The 18056-nt window shown below is 75.2% G+C and carries 16 protein-coding genes and 1 pseudogene; 8 read left to right on the forward strand and 9 right to left on the reverse strand.

Annotated features, from left to right (window positions below; translation table 11 throughout):
• The coding region (locus J4557_RS48125; protein ID WP_208268587.1) for an integrase core domain-containing protein at nucleotides 1–118 on the forward strand (118 nt) is incomplete at its 5' end.
• A gap of 10 nt (nucleotides 119–128) precedes the next feature.
• Here J4557_RS48125 and J4557_RS48130 read toward each other — a convergent pair.
• The 3 genes from J4557_RS48130 to J4557_RS48140 are packed head-to-tail and all read right to left on the reverse strand — an operon-like array spanning nucleotide 129 to nucleotide 3543.
• On the reverse strand, nucleotides 129–767 hold the full coding sequence (locus J4557_RS48130; RefSeq protein WP_208274593.1) for a hypothetical protein: 639 nt from the start codon (nucleotides 765–767) through the stop codon (nucleotides 129–131).
• A 2-nt stretch (nucleotides 768–769) separates the two neighbouring features.
• Nucleotides 770–2203, reverse strand: a complete 1434-nt coding sequence (locus tag J4557_RS48135; protein WP_208274595.1) for a selenium-binding protein SBP56-related protein — start codon at nucleotides 2201–2203, stop codon at nucleotides 770–772.
• 11 nt (nucleotides 2204–2214) lie between these two features.
• Entirely contained in the window at nucleotides 2215–3543 is a 1329-nt protein-coding gene (locus J4557_RS48140; protein WP_208274597.1) for a sulfite oxidase, read from the reverse strand.
• A 126-nt stretch (nucleotides 3544–3669) separates the two neighbouring features.
• On the opposite strand from J4557_RS48140, the gene J4557_RS48145 reads away from it, so the two are divergent.
• The 4 genes from J4557_RS48145 to J4557_RS48160 are packed head-to-tail and all read left to right on the forward strand — an operon-like array spanning nucleotide 3670 to nucleotide 7451.
• Complete coding sequence (locus tag J4557_RS48145; protein WP_208274599.1) at nucleotides 3670–4572, forward strand: AAA family ATPase; 903 nt, start codon at nucleotides 3670–3672, stop codon at nucleotides 4570–4572.
• A gap of 7 nt (nucleotides 4573–4579) precedes the next feature.
• A complete protein-coding gene (locus J4557_RS48150) occupies nucleotides 4580–5707 on the forward strand; it encodes a vWA domain-containing protein (RefSeq protein WP_307800626.1) in 1128 nt (375 codons plus the stop codon).
• Nucleotides 5688–6809 (forward strand): XdhC family protein, encoded by a 1122-nt coding sequence (locus tag J4557_RS48155; protein ID WP_208274601.1) that lies wholly within the window; start codon nucleotides 5688–5690, stop codon nucleotides 6807–6809. The genes J4557_RS48150 and J4557_RS48155 overlap by 20 nt, the downstream gene beginning before the upstream one ends.
• Nucleotides 6810–6830: 21 nt before the next feature.
• Nucleotides 6831–7451 carry a nucleotidyltransferase family protein gene (locus J4557_RS48160; RefSeq protein WP_208274602.1) on the forward strand — a complete coding sequence of 207 codons (621 nt, stop codon included), beginning with the start codon at nucleotides 6831–6833 and terminating at the stop codon, nucleotides 7449–7451.
• On the opposite strand, the gene J4557_RS48165 is transcribed toward J4557_RS48160, so the two are convergent.
• Nucleotides 7429–7899, reverse strand: coding sequence for a MarR family winged helix-turn-helix transcriptional regulator (locus J4557_RS48165; protein WP_208274603.1), 471 nt, complete (start codon nucleotides 7897–7899; stop codon nucleotides 7429–7431). The two genes, J4557_RS48160 and J4557_RS48165, sit on opposite strands and share 23 nt — an antisense overlap.
• 90 nt (nucleotides 7900–7989) lie before the next feature.
• On the opposite strand from J4557_RS48165, the gene J4557_RS48170 reads away from it, so the two are divergent.
• Nucleotides 7990–8868, forward strand: coding sequence for a nitroreductase/quinone reductase family protein (locus tag J4557_RS48170; RefSeq protein WP_307800627.1), 879 nt, complete (start codon nucleotides 7990–7992; stop codon nucleotides 8866–8868).
• A gap of 21 nt (nucleotides 8869–8889) precedes the next feature.
• Here the strand turns inward: J4557_RS48170 and J4557_RS48175 are convergent, their stop codons facing one another.
• Nucleotides 8890–10101 carry a DUF6986 family protein gene (locus J4557_RS48175; RefSeq protein ID WP_208274604.1) on the reverse strand — a complete coding sequence of 404 codons (1212 nt, stop codon included), beginning with the start codon at nucleotides 10099–10101 and terminating at the stop codon, nucleotides 8890–8892.
• 151 nt (nucleotides 10102–10252) lie between these two features.
• Between J4557_RS48175 and J4557_RS48180 the strand changes: the two genes are divergently transcribed.
• Nucleotides 10253–11833, forward strand: a complete 1581-nt coding sequence (locus J4557_RS48180; protein ID WP_208274605.1) for an MDR family MFS transporter — start codon at nucleotides 10253–10255, stop codon at nucleotides 11831–11833.
• Nucleotides 11834–11899: 66 nt separating this feature from the next.
• On the opposite strand, the gene J4557_RS48185 is transcribed toward J4557_RS48180, so the two are convergent.
• From J4557_RS48185 to J4557_RS52110, 4 genes are read right to left on the reverse strand one after another with little or no spacing between them, the layout of a single operon-like run.
• Entirely contained in the window at nucleotides 11900–12808 is a 909-nt protein-coding gene (locus tag J4557_RS48185; protein WP_208274606.1) for an aldose 1-epimerase family protein, read from the reverse strand.
• 29 nt (nucleotides 12809–12837) lie between these two features.
• Nucleotides 12838–14250 carry a YlbE family protein gene (locus J4557_RS48190; RefSeq protein ID WP_208274608.1) on the reverse strand — a complete coding sequence of 471 codons (1413 nt, stop codon included), beginning with the start codon at nucleotides 14248–14250 and terminating at the stop codon, nucleotides 12838–12840.
• On the reverse strand, nucleotides 14247–15689 hold the full coding sequence (locus tag J4557_RS48195) for an AllF/FdrA family protein (RefSeq protein ID WP_208274610.1): 1443 nt from the start codon (nucleotides 15687–15689) through the stop codon (nucleotides 14247–14249). The genes J4557_RS48190 and J4557_RS48195 overlap by 4 nt, the downstream gene beginning before the upstream one ends.
• Before the next feature lie 52 nt (nucleotides 15690–15741).
• Complete coding sequence (locus J4557_RS52110) at nucleotides 15742–16746, reverse strand: oxamate carbamoyltransferase subunit AllH family protein (RefSeq protein WP_307800628.1); 1005 nt, start codon at nucleotides 16744–16746, stop codon at nucleotides 15742–15744.
• Nucleotides 16747–16958: 212 nt separating this feature from the next.
• On the opposite strand from J4557_RS52110, the pseudogene J4557_RS48205 reads away from it, so the two are divergent.
• Nucleotides 16959–17927 (forward strand): annotated as a pseudogene (locus tag J4557_RS48205) (PucR family transcriptional regulator ligand-binding domain-containing protein); the annotation flags it as partial.
• Nucleotides 17928–18056 lie beyond the last annotated feature (129 nt).

Below are 18056 nucleotides of genomic sequence, written 5' to 3' on the forward strand. Positions count from 1 at the left end.
CAGCAACACCCAACGCACCCACCGCCTGGCACCCTGGCTGGAGTACTACAACACCCAACGCCCACACACCGCACTCGGCGGTCACCCACCCATCAGCCGCCTGTCACCAACCTCATGACCGAGTACATCTAGAGGGCGGTCACGAGCGTGACGGCGCCGGCGGTGATGAGGGCGGCGGCCCACACGCGGTCCAGGTTGAACCAGGCGCGGCGGAGGATCGCCAGCCCCACGATCTCGTAGACGGCGACGGCGATGGTCCCCGCGACCGCCAGCATCGCCAGCGTGTGCACGCCGGTCACGAAGATCGCGGCGGACACGGCGTTCCCGGACGCCGACGCGAGGCCGTGGTGGTGGCCGGTGGGGACCGTCCCGGACGCGGTGAGCACGGGCAGCAGCATCAGGCCCGCGCCGTGCGCCGACGACATCAGGAACGACCAGGCGGCGAGCTGCCACAGCGAGATCCGCATGCCGACCCAGCGGAAGTGCCGCCGCGACAGCAGCCGCCACATCCCGAACCCGACCAGCACGATCCCGCCGCCGATCGCGACCGCCTGGGTCGCCACGACCGACCGGGTCAGCGCGACGAGGACCGCGACGGCCCCGACGGACGCGGCGTGGCCCGCGGCGATCGCCGGGAGCGACTGCAGGACGAGGGCCCTGCTGCGCTCCTGGAGGCCGCGGGCCACGGCGAACAGCCAGCCCATCGCCGGGTTGAGGCCGTGGAAGGCGCCCATCGCGACGAGCGCGGCGAGCGAACCGTCCTTCACCGCTACGGGTAGCAGTAGGAGTCGGACGAGGCGTCGCCGCCCTGCAGCCGCGTCTGGTGGGGGCGCCGGCCCCGGAACGCGTCGCCGTGCGGGAAGAACCGCTCGTCGAGGGCGAACCCGTCGGCGGTGGAGTCGAGCTTGGCCATCCAGGCGCCGACGCCGTCGGGGTAGAACTGGTCGTCCCAGGAACCGTAGAGCGAGTTGGTGACGTAGACGCGCTTGCCGTCGCGGCTGACCTCGACCATCTGCGGGCCGCCGGCGAGCGGCAGGTCCGGCGCGGCCGGGTGCGGGGCGCGGCGGACGATGCCGCCGAGGCGCACCGAGCCCGCCTCGACGGGGTGGAACGGGTCGCTGACGTCGTAGCGCTTCAGCTCGCCGGTGCCCCAGCACGACACGTACAGCCACTGGTCGTCCACCGACAGGTCGATGTCGGTGACCAGCGGCGGGACGGCGCCGAACGGCGCGATGACCGGGGGCAGGCCGGGTTCGGCGGGTTCGGCGGGTTCGGCGGGTTCGGCGGGTTCGGCGGGTTCGGCGGGGATGGTGATGACCTTCGTCGCGGCCCACCGGTCGCCGTCGCGGTGCCACAGCCACACCGACGCCGACAGGTCCTCGACGCTGACGACGACGCCGGCGAAGCCGTACTGCTTCGTCGGGTCGTGCGCGGGCCGCAGCTCCAGCACCATCTGGTGCTCGTCGCCGAGGTCGACCTCCTGGACGTGGCGGCGCTTGCGCAGGTCCCAGAAGTGCAGCGAGTGCCCGTACTTGCGGCCGAGCAGCAGCTCCCCGACGACGCCGTCCTCGATCATGGACGGGGTGCCCCACTCGGAGGTGATGAGCACGTCGTGCGCGATGTGCCACCAGGCGTCGTAGGCGAAGTATTGCGGGCCGCGGTCGACCTCCCAGCGGCCGAGGACGTCGAACGAGGTGTGGTCGAGCAGCGCGATCCCGCCCGGCCCGTCCTCCCCGTTGGCGCCGCCGAGCGCGGTCAGGTACAGCCCCTCGGGTCCGCAGTGGACGGTGTGGGGCCGCGAGTACCCGGCGCGTTTCGCCAGCTCGTCCGCCTCCAGCACCTTCACGATCTCCGGCGACGTCGGCTTGTCCTTCGTGTCGATGACGTAGACGCGCGACGACCGCAGCCCCGGCACGATCAGGTAGCGGCGCTCCACGTGCGGGTGCGGCGCGTACGGGCACAGGGCGCTGCTGCACGCGTTCCACCCGAAATGGTGCAGCTCGTCGCCGAGGTACGGCAGCTCCGTCCAGCCGACGACGTCGCCGTAGGACGCCGAGCCGGGGTCGACGTCGAGCACGGCGATCGCGTCCGGCTTCTCGGCCGCGCGGTCGAACGCGGCGACGTAGGCCAGCTTCTCCGGCGGCGCCGACACCGCGTCGCGCGGCGAGGCGTAGAAGGTCGGGTCTGGCTTCCACAGTGCCATGGAGGGTCCCTTCAGGAGACGGTGACCGGGTGGCGGACGGCGGCGCCGAACAGGTAGCCGAGCGTGTTGTAGGGCGCGGTGGACGGCTGGGACGCGCCGGTGTCGTCGGTCGCGCGGGCGAGCAGCTCGTGGCGTCCGGGGCCGTCCGGCCGCCACGGGAACTCCCAGCGGACCCAGCCGCGCGCGTCGGCGTGCCGGTCGCGCAGGCGGGCGTGCCGCCAGGTGCGTCCGCCGTCCGCGCTGACCTCGACCTTCCGGACGCGCCCGGTGCCGGACCAGGACCGTCCGTGCAGGACCTGGGGGCGGGCGGGCAGCGGCGCGTCCCACGGCAGCTCGAACGCCGACTTGACGTTCATGCGGGTGAGCGGCGCGCTGCCCTCGGGCGGGTACCCGGGGCCGAAGAGCCGGTAGTAGCGGGTGTTCCAGGGGGAGAAGAGCGGTTCGTCGGCGACCTGGATGTCGCCGACCCACTTGATGCTGGCGACGCCCACCCAGGACGGGACGACCAGCCGGACGGGGAAGCCGTGGTCGGGCGGCAGCGGCGCGCCGTTCATCTCGTAGGCGAGCAGGACGTCCTTGAGCGCCTTGGCGACGGGCAGGGGGCGCCTCACCCGGCCGAGGTTCTCGCCTTTGTCCACGAAGTCAGCGTCCAGTCCGCGGGGGAGGATGTCCACAGCCTCAGGGGTGACACCCGCGCGTTCGAGGACGGCCGCAAGCGGCACGCCCCGCCAGCGGGCGACGCCGACCGCGCCGAGCCTCCATGGGGTGCCGGACACCTCCTGGCCCTGCTGGGAGGCGTAGAAGCCGCGCCCGTTGCCGGTGCACTCGATGAACGAGGTGATGGTCTCGGCGCGCATGCCGAGGAGGTCCTCGTAGGAGAACTCGACGGGGCGCGACTCGGGCGGGGCGCCGCGCAGGCCGGTGCCCCAGAGCTTGAGGCGCCAGGTGCGCGCGTCGATGCGCGGGGTGGCGACGTGGTTGCGGACGAAGAACCGGTCCACGGGCGTGAGAAGGCCCTGGCCGCGCATGGCCTCCCAGCGCATCTCCGCGTTGGTGCCCTGCGGGATGAACAGCTCGGGCGGCAGCGGCTTGACGATCCCGGTGGCGGGGGCCGTGGCCGTCGCGGTGGCGGTCGCGGCGAACGCGGGCCGCGAGGCGGCGGCCGTTCCGAGGGCGGCGCCGAGGCCCGCGCCGGCGGACAGCCGCAGCATGCCGCGCCGCGACAGCGCATGCCCGGACGACGCGGCCTGGGCCGTGCGCACGCGCTCGTAGGTCGCCTCGTCGGTCAGGTCGCCGCCGGGGCCGGGCCGGGGGTGGTGGGGGGTGTCACCGGTTCGCATGTGCTCGATGCTGCTGATCGGCCGCCTAAAAGTCAACTTTCCCTACAGCTTTAACATGGAAATGCGCCGAAAACGGGGGATGCGGACGTCTGGGACTCGGACGCCCCGCTGGGTAGCCTGGCAGTCATGGCGGAGACGGCGCCGACGGCAGCGGACGAGGTCGCCTCGCCCGCGGACCTCGCGAGCCTGCTGGACCGGCACGCCTACCTGTGCGACGAGGGCCTCGCCACCGCGTGCTTCCTCGCGCTGCGGATGGGCCGCCCGCTCTTCCTGGAGGGCGAGGCCGGGGTCGGCAAGACCGAGCTGGCCAAGACCCTCGCGACGGCGCTCGGCGCACCGCTGATCCGCCTGCAGTGCTACGAGGGCCTCGACGCCTCGCAGGCGCTCTACGACTGGGACTTCCCGCGCCAGCTCCTGCACCTGCGGGCCGCCGAGGCCGCCGGGGTCGGCGACGTCGCGCGGCTCGAAGGCGAGCTGTACGACCGGCGGTTCCTGCTGGCCCGGCCGCTGCTGCGCGCGCTGGAGACCGCGCCGAGCGTGCTGCTCGTCGACGAGCTGGACCGCGCCGACGACGAGTTCGAGGCGTTCCTGCTCGAGGTGCTCAGCGACTTCACCATCACCGTCCCCGAGCTCGGCACGATCCGGGCCGAGCGCCCGCCGGTCGTCGTCGTGACGTCCAACCGGACCCGCGAGGTGCACGACGCGCTGAAGCGGCGCTGCCTGTACCACTGGCTGGAGCACCCGTCGTTCGACCGCGAGGTCGCCATCATCCGGCGGCGGCTGCCCGCCGCGGCCGAGCGGCTGGCCGGGCAGGTCGCGGGCGCGGCGCAGCGGCTGCGCACCCGGGACCTGCTCAAGCCCCCGGGCGTCGCGGAGTCCCTGGACTGGACCGAGGCGCTGGTCGCGCTCGGCGTCCGCGACCTGGACCCCGGCACCGCCGCGGTGACGCTCGGCGCCGTGCTCAAGTACCGCGAGGACCAGCAGCGCGTGCTCGCCGGCGGGCTCGACGCCCTGCTGAACGGGGGGTGAGCGGGCGGTGCGGGACGTCACCGAGACGATGGTCGGGTTCGCCAGGACGCTGCGCGCCGCCGGCGGCGCCGCCGACCCGGAGCGGGTCCAGGCGATGCTCGCCGCGCTCGGCCACCTCGACGTCCTCGACCCGTCCGAGGTGTACTGGGCGGGACGGCTCACGCTGTGCGCCGGCCCCGACGACCTCGCCCGCTATGACCGCTGCTTCGCCGCGTACTTCTCCGGAGCGACGGCGCGCCCGGCGCGCCGCCCGCCGCCCGTGGTGGTGCGCCGCACGACGGTCGCCGAGCCGGCCGGCGACGCCGGCGGCGAGGACGACGGCGAACTGAAGGCGGCGACCGCCAGCGCCGTCGAGGTGCTGCGGGACCGGGACGTGGCGCGGCTCACCGCCGCCGAGCGCGCCGAGGTCGCGCGGCTGATCGCGGTGCTGGACGCGGGCGCCGAGCGGCGCCGGTCGCGCCGGTTCGCGCCGGCGCCGGCGGGCCGCCTCGACCCGGCCCGGACCGTCCGGGAGACGCTGCGCCGCGGCGGCGAGACGTCCCTGCTGCGGCACCGGGCGCACCGCACCCGCCCGCGCCGCGTCGTGCTGCTGGTGGACGTCAGCGGGTCGATGAGCCCGTACGCGGACGCGCTGCTGCGGTTCGCGCACGCCGCGGTCCGCTCGGGCGGCCGGGACGTGGAGGTGTTCAGCGCCGGCACGCGGCTGACCCGGCTCACCCGGGAGCTGCGGCACCGGGACGCGGACGCGGCGATGGCGGCGGCGTCCGCCGCGATCCCGGACTGGAGCGGCGGCACCCGGCTCGGCGAGGAGCTGAAGGAGTTCCTCGACCGGTTCGGGCAGCGCGGCCTGGCGCGCGGCGCGGTCGTGGTGATCGCCTCCGACGGCTGGGAGCGCGGCGACGCGGCGCTGCTCGGCGAGCAGACGGCCCGGCTGCGGCGGCTCGCGCACCGGGTGATCTGGGCGAACCCGCACAAGGCGCGGCCCGGGTACGAGCCGCTCACCGCCGGGATGGCGGCGGCGCTGCCGCACGTCGACGACTTCACCTCCGGCCACAGCCTCGCCGCCCTGGAGGAGCTGGCGGGGCTGATCGCCGACACCGGAAGGGGACGGGCGCATGCGCGACGTGCTGGATGACATCGCCGGCTGGTACGCGGCGGGGGAGACGTTCGGGCTGGCGACGGTGGTGAACACCTTCCGCAGTGCGCCGCGCCCGGCGGGCGCCGCGATGGCGGTGTCGGCGGGCGGCGAGGTCGCCGGCAGCGTGTCGGGCGGCTGCGTCGAGGGCGCCGTCTACGAGCTGGCGCGGTCGGTGATGGAGAGCGGGGAGCCGGTCGTCCAGCGGTACGGGGTGACCGACGACGACGCGTTCGCGGTCGGGCTGACCTGCGGCGGGATCCTGGACGTGCTGGTCGAGCCGGTGAGCCCCGCGACGTTCCCGGAGTTCGCGGACGTCGCCGCGGCGATCGCGGCGCGCGAGCCGGTGGCCGTCGCGACGGTCGTCTCCGGCCCGGGGCGGATCGGCGCGCGCCGCGTCGTCTGGCGGGACCGGGCGTCGGGCTCGCTCGCGCCGGGGGAGCCGCACGCGGCGCGGCTGGACGCGGCGGTCGACGACGACGCGCGGGGAATGCTGGCGCAGGGCCTCACCGGGCAGCGGCACTACGGCCGCGAGGGGGAGCGGCGGCTGGACGACCTGGCGGTGTTCGTCCATTCGTTCGCGCCGCCGCCCCGGCTGCTGGTGTTCGGCGCGATCGACTTCGCGGCGGCGGTGGCGCGGGTCGGCAAGTTCCTCGGCTACCACGTGACGGTCTGCGACGCGCGGCCGGTGTTCGCGACGCCCAAGCGGTTCCCGGACGCCGACGAGGTCGTGGTGAAGTGGCCGCACAAGTACCTGGAGGAGTCCGGCGGCGCGATCGACGAGCGGACCGCGATCGCCGTCCTCACCCACGACCCGAAGTTCGACGTCCCGCTGCTGGAGGTGGCGCTGCGGACGCGCGCCGGGTACGTCGGAGCGATGGGGTCGCGGCGCACCCACGACGACCGGCTCGCCCGGCTGCGCGAGGCGGGCGTCACCGACGCGGAGCTGGGGCGGCTGCGCTCGCCGATCGGCCTGGACCTCGGCGCGCGGACGCCGGAGGAGACCGCGGTGTCGATCGCGGCGGAGCTGGTGCAGCTGCGCTGGGGCGGGTCGGGGCGGCCGCTCACCGACACCAGCGGCAGGATCCACGCGGGCGGCTGATCCGCGGGCTACCCTCGGCGGATGACCGCGAAGGAGTTGAGCCGGCACGGCGCGGAGCCCCCGGCCGGCCTGCTGCTGGCCGCGGGCGGGGGAAGCCGCCTCGGCCGTCCGAAGGCGCTGGTGGAGCTGGAGGGGGAGCGCCTCGTCGACCGGGGCGTCCGGACGCTGCGGGACGGCGGCTGCGCCCCGGTGCTGGTGGTGGCGGGCGCCGCGCAGGTCGAGGTGATCGGCGCGGTGGTGGTCCCGAACCCGGACTGGCGGGACGGCATGGGCTCATCGCTGCGCGCCGGGCTCGCCGCGCTGCCGCCCGGCTGCCCCGCCGCGGTCGTCGCGCTCGTCGACCAGCCGCGGGTCACCGCCGCCGCGGTCGCCCTGCTCGTCGCGGCCTACGACGCGGGGGCCGAGATCGCCGTGGCGACGTACGGCGGTGCGCCGCGCAACCCCGTCCTGCTGCGGGCCGAGCACTTCGCCGCCGCCGCCGAGGCGGCGGTCGGGGACACGGGCGCGCGCGGCTTCCTGCGCGCCCATCCCGACCTGGTGACCCGCGTCCCCTGCGACGACGTCGCGTCCCCCGACGACATCGACACCCCCGAAGACCTCGCGGCCTTCACCGGCGACGTCAGCGGGAGCGGGCTTCGGTGACGGCGCGCTCGTAGGCCAGCAGCGTGTCGATGAACAGGCGGCGCTGCGCGGGGGTGAGCGGTTCCAGCGCGGTGCGCCACGCGCCCGCGCCCTGACCGAGCCAGCCGTTGATGGCGGGCAGGTGCGCGTCCGCGACGCTGACGATGGTGCGGCGCCGGTCGGCGGGGTCCTCGCGGCGCTCCAGGATGCCCTGCCGGCTGAGGTCGCCGACCATGAGGCTGACCGTGGCGGGCGCGACCTCCAGCCGCGCGGCCAGCTCGTTGACGCCCATCGGGCCGTCGAACAGCAGGTAGGCCAGCAGCGACAGGTGGCGCGGCGCCAGGTCGAACGCCGCCAGTTCGTCCGGCACCCGGATCCGCTTGGCCGCCGACACCAGCCGCGGCATCAGCAGCAGCATCGTCCGGATGCCGTCGTCGACGCCCGGTCCCGCGCTCTCTTCGGTTGACATGCCTCTGCGTCCAAAATAGCTTTGCTTTATAAAAGACTTTGCTTGCAAAGCAAAGTCTCGTTCCGTGCGTCCAGGATAGGAGATCGGCTCGTGAGCGACGGGAACAGCGCGATCATCGAGGAGTTCCGGGCGAACGGCGGGACGGTCGGCGGCCCGTTCGCCGGCGCCGACCTGCTGCTGCTGACCGCCACCGGCGCCAGGACGGGCAGGCGGCGCACCACGCCCCTCGGTTACCTGGCGGACGGCGACCGGCTGCTGGTGTTCGCGTCAAACGCCGGCGCCGACCGCGACCCGGACTGGTACCGCAACGTCCGCGCCGACCCCCGCGTCACGGTCGAGGTCGGGACGGAGACCTTCGAGGGCGTCGCCCTCCCGGTCGAGGGGGAGGAGCGCGACCGGCTGTACGCGCGGCAGGGCGATCTCGTCCCCGCCTACGCCGAGTACCAGCGCAAGACGTCCCGCCCCATCCCGGTCGTCGCCCTGCACCGCGCCCGCCTGGACGGGCGGGCGTGGGCGCTCGGCGACGAGCTGGTGCGGATCCACGACGACCTGCGCGCGCAGCTCGCCGGCCTGCGCGGGGACGTGGCCGCGGTGCTCGACGGGCGTCCCGCCCCCGTCCCCGACCTGCGGAGGCGGCTGCGCGAGCACTGCGTGTCGGTGTGCGACGTGCTCGGCGAGCACCACGACAACGAGGAGGGCCGCGCGTTCCCGCGCCTGGAGGCGCAGTTCCCCGGCCTGGCGCCGGTCATCGAGCGGCTGCGCCGCGAGCACGTCGAGGTGACCGGCGCCCGCAAGGAGCTCCAGGCCCTGGTGGACGACCTCGGCTCCGCCGACCCCGGCCGTGTGCGCGCGGAACTCGACCGGATCGCCGCCGAGCTGGACGCGCACTTCGCCTACGAGGAGGAGCAGCTCGGCGCCGTGCTCAACGCCGTCGGCCCCATCTGGCGCACCGGCCCGCACCGGCCATGAGGGCGGTCGAGGGCGCGGGGCCTAGGACGCGGGCAGGACGCTCTCGTCGAGGGCGCCGCAGTCGACGGCGCGGCGGAGGCGGTCGGTGAGCGCGCGGATCGTGGCGGGCTCGTCCAGCACCCCGCCCGCCGCGGCCTGCTCGTGCCAGGCGCGGACCCGGCCGATCACCTCGTCCGCGCCGGTCAGGTGGAAGGCGTACACGGCGGCGTAGCGGCTCGGCAGGTGCGCGGGGTGCAGGTCCCAGCCCTGGTAGAAGCCGTGCCGCAGGGAGTGCCCGACCTGCGCCGCGTGCGCCTGCCAGGTCGCGTTGACCTCGTCCGGGCCGTCGTTGCGCGGGATCACGTTGGACGAGCCGTCCGACAGCCGGACGCCCGTCCCGGCGAACGCGACCTGCATGACGTGCCGCGCGAAGTCGCAGGCGGGATGGTCGAGGCGCTGCTCCTCGGGCGGCAGGCCGAGCGCGGCGGTGTAGTCGAACACGCCGAAGTGCGCGGCGGTGAGCCGGCCGCCGGCGGCGGCCGCGATGCCGGGCAGCGCGATCCGGCCGTCCGGGGTGAAGATCGCCTCGGTGGTCTCCACCTGCACCTCGAAGCGCAGGATGCCGGACGGCAGGCCGAGCGCGGTCTCCAGCCGGTCGAGGTACTCGACGAACAGCGCGACGTGGTCGGCCGCGACGACCTTGGGGAAGGTGATGGTGAACCCGCCGGGCAGCCGGCCCAGCCGGTCGCGCAGCGCGGTGAGGAACCCGTCGAGGGTGCGCATCGCGCGGTCGTGGCCGCCGTCGGCGAACGACTTGACCCGCACGCCCCAGTAGTGCGGCAGCCCCTTGACCTGGTAGGCGGCGGCGACGGCCTCGACGACCTGGGTGACGTGCGCGTCCTCCTCGTCGTCGGAGCGCACCCCGTAGCCGTCCTCGAAGTCGATCCGCACGTCCTCGATCGGCTCGCGGGCGAGCTTGGCGGCGACCCGCTCGCGGACCGGGCCGGCCAGTTCCGGGTCGAGCCCGAACGCGGCGCCGAACGACCCGGCGCCGGGGGTGTGGGTGTTCAGCAGGCGCAGCGCCTCCGCGCCGAAGTCGGCGGGCGTCGAGCGGGAGAACCGGTCGGCCGGGACGTAGACCGTGTGCACCGGCTGGCGGCCGTCGGCGCCGCCCGGGAAGCGCTCGCGGTGCTCGTCGCGGACGGCGGCGACGCGTGCGGACAGGTCGTCGAACGAGGAGACGCTGAGGTTCACCCCGCCATGATCCCCCAAGATCCGGGCGATTGTCAGGAGGCGCCCGTTCCGGCCGGAGACCGGACCGGTTCCTCCGGATTAGGGCTACTATAACTAGCCGGGCGGCAAGTAAGTGGGTTCCCGTGTCGCGGGACCTCAGGGGAAGGTGACCATGACCGAACACGGGACGGCCGAGCGCCCGGCGCTCACCACCCGGCAGATCTACATCGCCATCTTCGGGCTGATGCTCGGGATGTTCCTGGCGATGCTCGACAACCTGATCGTCGGCACCGCGCTGCCCACGATCGTCGGCGACCTCGGCGGGCTGGAGCACCTGTCGTGGGTGGTGACGGCGTACACGCTCGCCACCGCCGCCGCCACGCCCATCTGGGGCAAGCTCGGCGACCTGTACGGCCGCAAGGGCATGTTCATGACCTCGATCGTGGTCTTCCTCGTCGGGTCCATGCTGTCCGGGCTGGCGCAGAACATGGGCGAGCTGATCGGCTTCCGCGCGCTGCAGGGCCTCGGCGCCGGCGGCCTGATGGTCGGCGCCATGTCGATCATCGGCGACCTGGTGCCGCCCCGCGAGCGGGGCCGCTTCCAGGGGCTGATCGGCGCGATGATGCCGGTCGCGTTCGTCGGCGGGCCGCTGCTCGGCGGCTTCCTCACCGACCACCTCAGCTGGCGCTGGGCGTTCTACGTCAACGTCCCGATCGGCGCGATCGCGCTGCTGGTCATCGCGTTCGGGATGCGGCTGCACACCGCCCGCATCAAGGCCCGCATCGACTACGTCGGCGCGACCCTGCTGACCGTCGGGATCGTGTGCGTGACGCTGGTCGCGAGCTGGGGCGGCTCCCAGTACCCGTGGGGCTCCGCGCGGATCATCGCGCTCGCCGTCGTCGGCGTCGTCGCGCTCGCGGTCTTCGTGTTCGCCGAGACGAAGGTCCCCGAGCCGATCCTGCCGCCGCGGCTGTTCCGCAGCCGCAACTTCACCGCCGCGCAGATCCTCAGCTTCATGGTCGGCGCCGCGATGTTCGGCGCGGTGAACTACCTGCCGCTCTACATGCAGACCGTCCAGGGCGCGAGCCCCACCACGAGCGGCCTGCTGCTGCTCCCGCTCATGTTCGGCATGCTCGCGATGATGCTGATCAGCGGCCAGCTCATCACCCGCACCGGCCGCTACCGGCACTTCCCGATCATCGGCGGCGCGGTGCTGACCGGCGGGATGCTGCTCCTGCTGATGCTGAAGGTCGACACGAGCACGCTCACCAGCTCGTTCCTGACCATGGGCGTCGGCCTCGGGATGGGCCTGATCATGCAGAACACGATGCTGGTCACCCAGAACAGCGTCGAGCTGCGCGACATGGGCTCGGCCAGCGGGTCGGTCACCCTGTTCCGCACCGTCGGCGGCTCGCTGGGCGTCGCGCTCCTCGGCTCCATCTACAACAACCGGTTCGAGGACGAGCTGGTGCGCAGGCTCCCGCCGGACGTCGCGCACAAGCTCGCCTCCGGCGGCCAGCACGTCACCCCGGAGATGCTGAAGAAGCTCCCGGAGACGGTCCGCAACGCCTTCGAGTCGGGCGTGACGAGCGGCGTGCACGGCATCGCCATCGGCGGGACGGTCCTCGCGGCGATCGCGTTCGTCGTCGCGTGGTTCATCAAGGAGGTCCCGCTGCGCGGCAGCGCCCCCGCGCCGAAGGCCCCGGCCGAGAAGGCCGCCGAGGACGCGGTGACCACGGCCCCCCGCCCCTGACGAGCCCGCGTTCCCTCGCGGGGGGTCGCCGTCACGGCCGCGGCCCTGACGGCGACCCGCCGCGACTCAGCGGACTTCCTGGATGCCCCAGGTGCCGGTGAAGCGCTCGCCCGGCTCGAGGTCGACGAGGCCCTCGCCCGACGCGAACGCGTTGGGCGGGCAGGTCATCGGCTCGACACCGAGGCCCTCCCGCGGGTCCGGGGCGTTGTCGGCGGTGTAGATCTCCATCCAGGGGTGCGCGTCGTCGGCCCACAGCCAGACGGTCCGGCCGTTGCCGCTGAGCGTCACCCAGGCCAGCCCGTCCCCGTCGCGGTGCACCCCCGCGAACGCGTTGTCGATCTTCCGGGCGCCGAGCAGCGGCCCGTCGCGCAGGTCGTGGTCGGTGCCCGTGACGTCGGCGTCCCCGCCGACCGGGATCATCCGCTCGTTCACCGGGATGTACCGGTCGGCGTGCAGCGTCACCGTGCACTCGTCGATCGGCACGCCGACCGTGAGGTAGGGGTGGGCGCCGTGCCCGTACGGCGCCGTCCGGGCGCCGGTGTTGGCGGCCGTCAGCCGGACGCGCAGCCCGTCCGCGGCGTCCAGGCCGTACTCGACCTCCAGGTCGAGCCGGAACGGGTACCCGCCGGTGGCGAGCAGCCGGTGCGTCAGCCGGACCCGGTCCGCGGTGTGCTCGGCGACCCGCCACGCCGCCCACCGGACGAGCCCGTGGATCGCGCAGTCCAGGTCGGGCTCGGACACGTCCAGCTGGTGGGCGGTGCCGCCGTACTCGTAGCGGCCGCGGTCGACGCGGTTCGGCCACGGGATCAGCAGGTGCCCGAACGCGGCCGGGGCCGGCTCGTCGGCGCCGTGCGACAGCACCAGCGGCCGCCCGTCGTGCGTCAGCTCGCGCAGGCTCGCGCCCGACTCGGTGATGACGGCCCGGTAGGGCCCGGCGCCGATGGCGTACTGCTCTCCGGTGATCGACTCGGTCATGCCCCGGACGCTACCCCCTGCCGGACCCGCTACGCGATCTCCGCGAGGGCGTGCAGGGCCGCGGTGAACACGTTCGACGGCGGTTCGACGATCCCCGCGCCGACCTGGCCGGTCCCGGCCTCCCGCCCGGCGATCCCGGTGTCGATGACGGGCAGGATCCCGGTCCGCACGACCCGCGTCACGTCGATCCCGGCGGGGGTGCCGCGGAACGACAGCAGCGGGATCTGCAGCACCGGATGCTCGGCGAGGGTGATCTCGTACATCCGCTGCGTGGCGGCCACCGCGTCCGGCACCTCGCCGCCGACGAACCGGACGATCGCCGGCGCGGCCGCCAGCGCGAACCCGCCCGTCCCGGCCGTCTCGGTGATCGCCGAGTCGCCGATGTCGGGGTTGGCGTCGTCCGGGCCGTACCCGCCGAGGTACAGCCCGTCCGGCACCCCGGCCGGGCCGGTGAACCAGCGGTCGCCGGTCCCCGACACCTGGATGCCGAAGTCGGTGCCGTTGCGCGACATCGCGACGACCATGCTCGACCCGGCGACGTCGCGCGCCGCGTCCGCGCACGCCTTCGCCGCCGCCATCCCCGCGTTCAGGAAGAAGTGGTCGTTCCCGGCGGCGAACCGGAGCACCTCGGCGGCCCGGTCGCGCGGCACCTCCTCGGCGGCGGCGAGGTCCGGCGCCAGCTCCCGCAGCAGCAGCGACGTCGCCGCCCGGTTCCGGTTGTGCAGCTCGTCGCCCATCTGCAGCGCCTGCGCGATGACCGCCATCAGGTCGAGGGGGCCGTGCCGCCGGACGGCCGCCCGCAGCGCCGGGCCGAGCACCTCGCCCATCCAGGCGAGCCGCTCGATCACCTCCGGCCCGTAGGCCCCGTACCGCAGCACCTTCCCGAGGCCCTCGTTCAGCGAGCAGCACGCGGTGCCGCCGTGCTCGGCGTCCTCCACGACCAGCATCCACATCGACGGGGAGACCACGCCCGCCATCGGGCCGACCGCGCCGTGGCGGTGGCACGGCTCCAGGACGGCGGCGCCGCGCTCCAGCTCCCGCTCGGCGCCGCGCGGCGTCTCCGCGAGGCCCTCCAGCATCATCGCGCCGATCAGCGCGCCGCGCATCGGCCCGGACGCCCGGTCCCACTCCAGCGGCGGTCCCGCGTGCAGGAACGTTCCCTTCTCCAGGCCGAGCACGTCGCTCGCCGGGCGGACGTCCACCAGGTGCGGGCGCGCGGTCGTCATCCGCCGCACCGCCTCGGCGTTCGCGTCCGCGTGCCCGGGGCGGCCGAGCACCGCCGCCAGCGCCGCGGCCGTCCCCGGCGGCGGGGGCCGCCAGTCGACCCGCTCGACCGGGACGGCCTGGTCGGCCAGCGCGTCCGCGAGGACGTCCACGCCCGCCGCGACGACCCGCGGGTCCCGCGTGAGCAGCCCGCCGAGCGGCGGCCGCGCGTCCGTCATCCGGGCACCCCCTCCAGCAGCGCGACCGCGTGCCGCGCCGCCTCCGCGTTCGAGGCGAACACCTCCGCGCCCGCCTCCCGCAGCGCCTCCGCCTGCCGGTCGCGGCCCTGCGGGTCGGCGGGCGTCCCGCACAGCGACACCACCGCGGCGAGATCCGGACGGTCGCGCAGCGCGGCGGCGAGGACCGGCGCCAGCGACGCGGCCGGGTCCGGTTCGGCGCCGTGGCCGAGCACCACGTCCAGGAGCAGCACGCCGCACGCGGCGTCCGCCGCCTCCCGCGCGAGGGCCTCCAGCCGCAGCGTCGGGTCGATCATCGGATGGGCGCGGCCCCGGGTGTAGGCGTCGTCGCCGAAGTCGGTGAACCGGTGCCCGCGCGCCTCCAGGTCCCAGCCGAGCGCGTCGCGCGCGATCACCTCCGCCTCGTCGCGGAGCGTCCCGCCGGCGAACAGCCCGCGCAGCGACCGCCCGGCGGGCACCCGCGCGGCCCGCGGCGCGGCCCAGCACGGCCACCGCGGGACGGCCGCGCCGAGCGCCCTCAGCGCCTTCTCCACCGCCCGCGTCAGGTCGTCCTCGCCGGGCGCCGGCAGCGCGAACACCACCGGCGTGTCCAGCCGCCGCGCCGCCTCCCGGATCAGGTCCGCGACCTGCGGCGCCGGCGGCTTGGACACCAGCACGATCAGCTCGGTGCCCGGGTCGGCGTCCAGCGCGGCCAGCGCCGCCAGCGCCGACCGGCCGCTGACCTCCGGCGACAGGTCCCGCCCGCCGACCCCGAGGACGTGCCGGACCCCGGTGCCCGCCGCGTCCAGCAGGCACATCACCTGCTGCGCGCCCGTCCCGGACGCCGCCACGACGCCGACCGGCCCCGGCCGCACCGCGTTCGCGAACCCGAGCCCGGCGCCGCCGACGACGGCCGTCCCGCAGTCCGGCCCCATGACGATCAGCCCGCGCCGCGCCGCCGCCTCCTTCAGCGCGATCTCCTGTGCGACCGGCACGTTGTCACTGAAGATCATCACGTTGAGGCCGGCGTCGAGCGCGTCCATCGCCTCCGGGAACACGTGCGGCCCCGGCACCGACACCAGCGCGACCGACGCCTCGCCGCGCGCCGCGGCGGACGCCGTCGTCCGCGGGGCGGGCGGCGCGCCCAGCATCCCGCCGCCGTCCGGGACGTGCGCGGCCTCCCGCAGCAGGGCGTCCAGCGCCTCCCGCGCCCCGTCGAGGGCCCCGCCCATCGTCCGGACCGCGACGACCAGGTCCGCAGGTCCGGCGTCCGCCGGAACCGCGAACCCCATCCGCGCGAGCAGTTCCAGGTTCGGCTCCGTGCCCATCGCCGTCATCGCCGACACCACGTCAGGCCGCTCCGCCAGCAGGCGGCTCACCCGCATCAGGGTGACCGAATCGCGGTAGGCCCCCCGCCGCACCTCGACCCAGTCGGCGCTCATGCCGCTCCGCGCCCGCCCGGCGCGCCCGCGCCGGGGCCCCCGTCCGGAACGCTCATGCCGTGTGCTCCTCCGCCGGACGGCGGTGGCCCGGGGAGGCGAGGGCGAGGGTGGCGCGGCAGCCCGCGAGGACCCCCCACGCCAGGTCCGTGCCGGAGGTGTGGCCGATCGCCAGCAGCCGGCGGACGGCCGCGGACGGCGGCTCGTGCCCGGCGACGCAGCGCAGCACCGCGGCGATCTCACCGCCCGCGCCGCCCTCCGCCGCGCAGTGCAGCAGCGTCGCGGCGAGGGCGGTCGTACGGGTCCCGGCGTCCGCGGTGACGGCCGCACCGAGCCAGTCGGCCAGCCACACCGCGGTGCCGCCGTCGGGGTCGGCTCCGAAGGCGCCCCGGGGGGCGCGGGGGGCCGTCCCCCCTCGGAGGGCAGGGGCGGCGACGGCGCCGCCGACCAGCCGCAGCGACACCAGCAGCCCGCACAGGATGTCGTCGCCGCTCGGCGTCAGCCCGGGGCCGAGGCCGACGATCCGCTCGGCGGCCTCGACGGCGCCCGCGAGGTCGCCCGCGGCGCAGCACTCGGCGAGCGCCAGCGGGTCGGGGTGCCCGGCGAGCCCGCCGCCCGCCATCCCGGCGGCGACGAACGCGTCCTCCAGGACGGCGACGCCGCGGGCCAGCGCGGCGGGCTGGATCGGGCCGAGCGCGGGCGTCGGGTCCCACCAGCGGCGCACCCGGACGCGCAGCGCCCCCGCCTCCACGCGGCCGTCGCCGACCGTCGCCTCCTCGCCCTCCCGGACGGACCGGAACGGCTGGTCGCGGCGCTCGGCGGCGATCACGACCGCGTTCGGCAGCCGGACCGCGTCGCAGGTCACGACGGCCAGCACGCGCGGCTCGGGGCCCCCGCGGGTCTCCAGGTACAGCGCGGACGGGAACACCGCGATGACCCGGGCGGCGCGGCGCGGCGGGTCGAGCAGCGGCCGCAGCGCCAGGCTCGCCGCGCCGGCGGCGGGCGGCCGCCGTCCGGGACGGGCCGGGAGCGGGATCGGGTCGCGGACGAGTGCGGTCACGGATCCTCCCGAGGCCGGCGTCGGCTGCCGCCCGGATCGCGGGCGGCCCGGCCTCCGCTGAGACGGTAGAACGGGCCTCCGCGCGGACGTATGGGGAAAGCTGCCAAGGATGGTTGTCATCGTTCGTCTTTGTTGTCAGTGTTGATCAGGAACCGGTAGCGATCACGCCACACGCGGCGATGTACGCACCAAAAGGCGAGGTGACCCCTGGCATGAGTTACACCAGCGCGGACCCGGGCCCACCGGCCCTCCGGCTCGCGAGCACCGGAACACTGACCTACGGCCTGTCCGTCGGCGAGGTCCTCGGCGCCAGCACCCTGAACGGCGCCCGCCTCATCGCGGGACGGTCCGGACTCGACCGGGTCGTGCAGCGGCTCAACGTGATGGAGGTCCCCGACATCCTGTCGTGGGTCAAGCCCCACGAGCTGCTGCTGACCACCGGCTACCCCCTCCGCAACACCCCGCAGTCGCTGGACAACCTGGTCGCCGACCTGGACGAGCGCGGCCTCGCGGCCCTGGCCATCAAGCTCGGCCGCTACCTGGACTCGCTGCCCGCCGAGATGATCGCCCAGGCGGACCGGCGCGGCTTCCCGCTCATCCTGCTCCCCAACGACGTCGGCTTCGACGACATCCTCAACCAGGTCCTCACCGACATCCTGAACCGGCAGGCGGCCGTCCTCGCGCGCACCGAGGAGGTGCACCGGGCGCTGGTGCAGATCGTGCTGTGCGGCGGCGGCCTGCAGGAGGTCGTCGACGAGGTGGCGACGCTGCTGGACGTGGCGGTCGTGGTGCTGGACGGCGAGCAGCGGGTGCTCGCCGGCGCGGGCCCCGACGAGCACGTCCAGGCGATGCGGGGCTTCGAGGCGGGCCGGCACGCGGCCTGCGGGCGCGGCGGCTGCGGCATCATCGGCGCGCACGGCACCGGCGACCACCTGGTGGTCCCGGTCGTCGCGGGCGGCTTCGACCACGGCCGGATCATCGCGTTCAGCCCGGCGGGCACGCTGCGCGGATCCGACCTCGGCATCCTGGAGCGGGCCGCGACCGTCGCGGCGCTCGTGGTGACCAAGCAGCAGGCCGTCGCGGCGGTGGAGAGCAAGTACCGCGCCGACTTCCTGCGCGACATCCTCGCCGGCCGCGCCGGCGACGACGACCGGGTCGTCGCGCACTGCGGCGGGTTCGGCTCCAGCGGCCGGAGCCTGTCGGGGTAGGTGTCGTAGAGGCCGTCGACGTGGTTGGCGGCCTCTACGCGGTAGTACCGATAGAGCGCCGAGCCGCGCGCGCGGACCATCCTGGCGTAGACGTCCGAGTCG

It is taken from the genome of Actinomadura nitritigenes (genome assembly GCF_017573545.1).
GTDB classification, from domain to species: domain Bacteria; phylum Actinomycetota; class Actinomycetes; order Streptosporangiales; family Streptosporangiaceae; genus Spirillospora; species Spirillospora nitritigenes.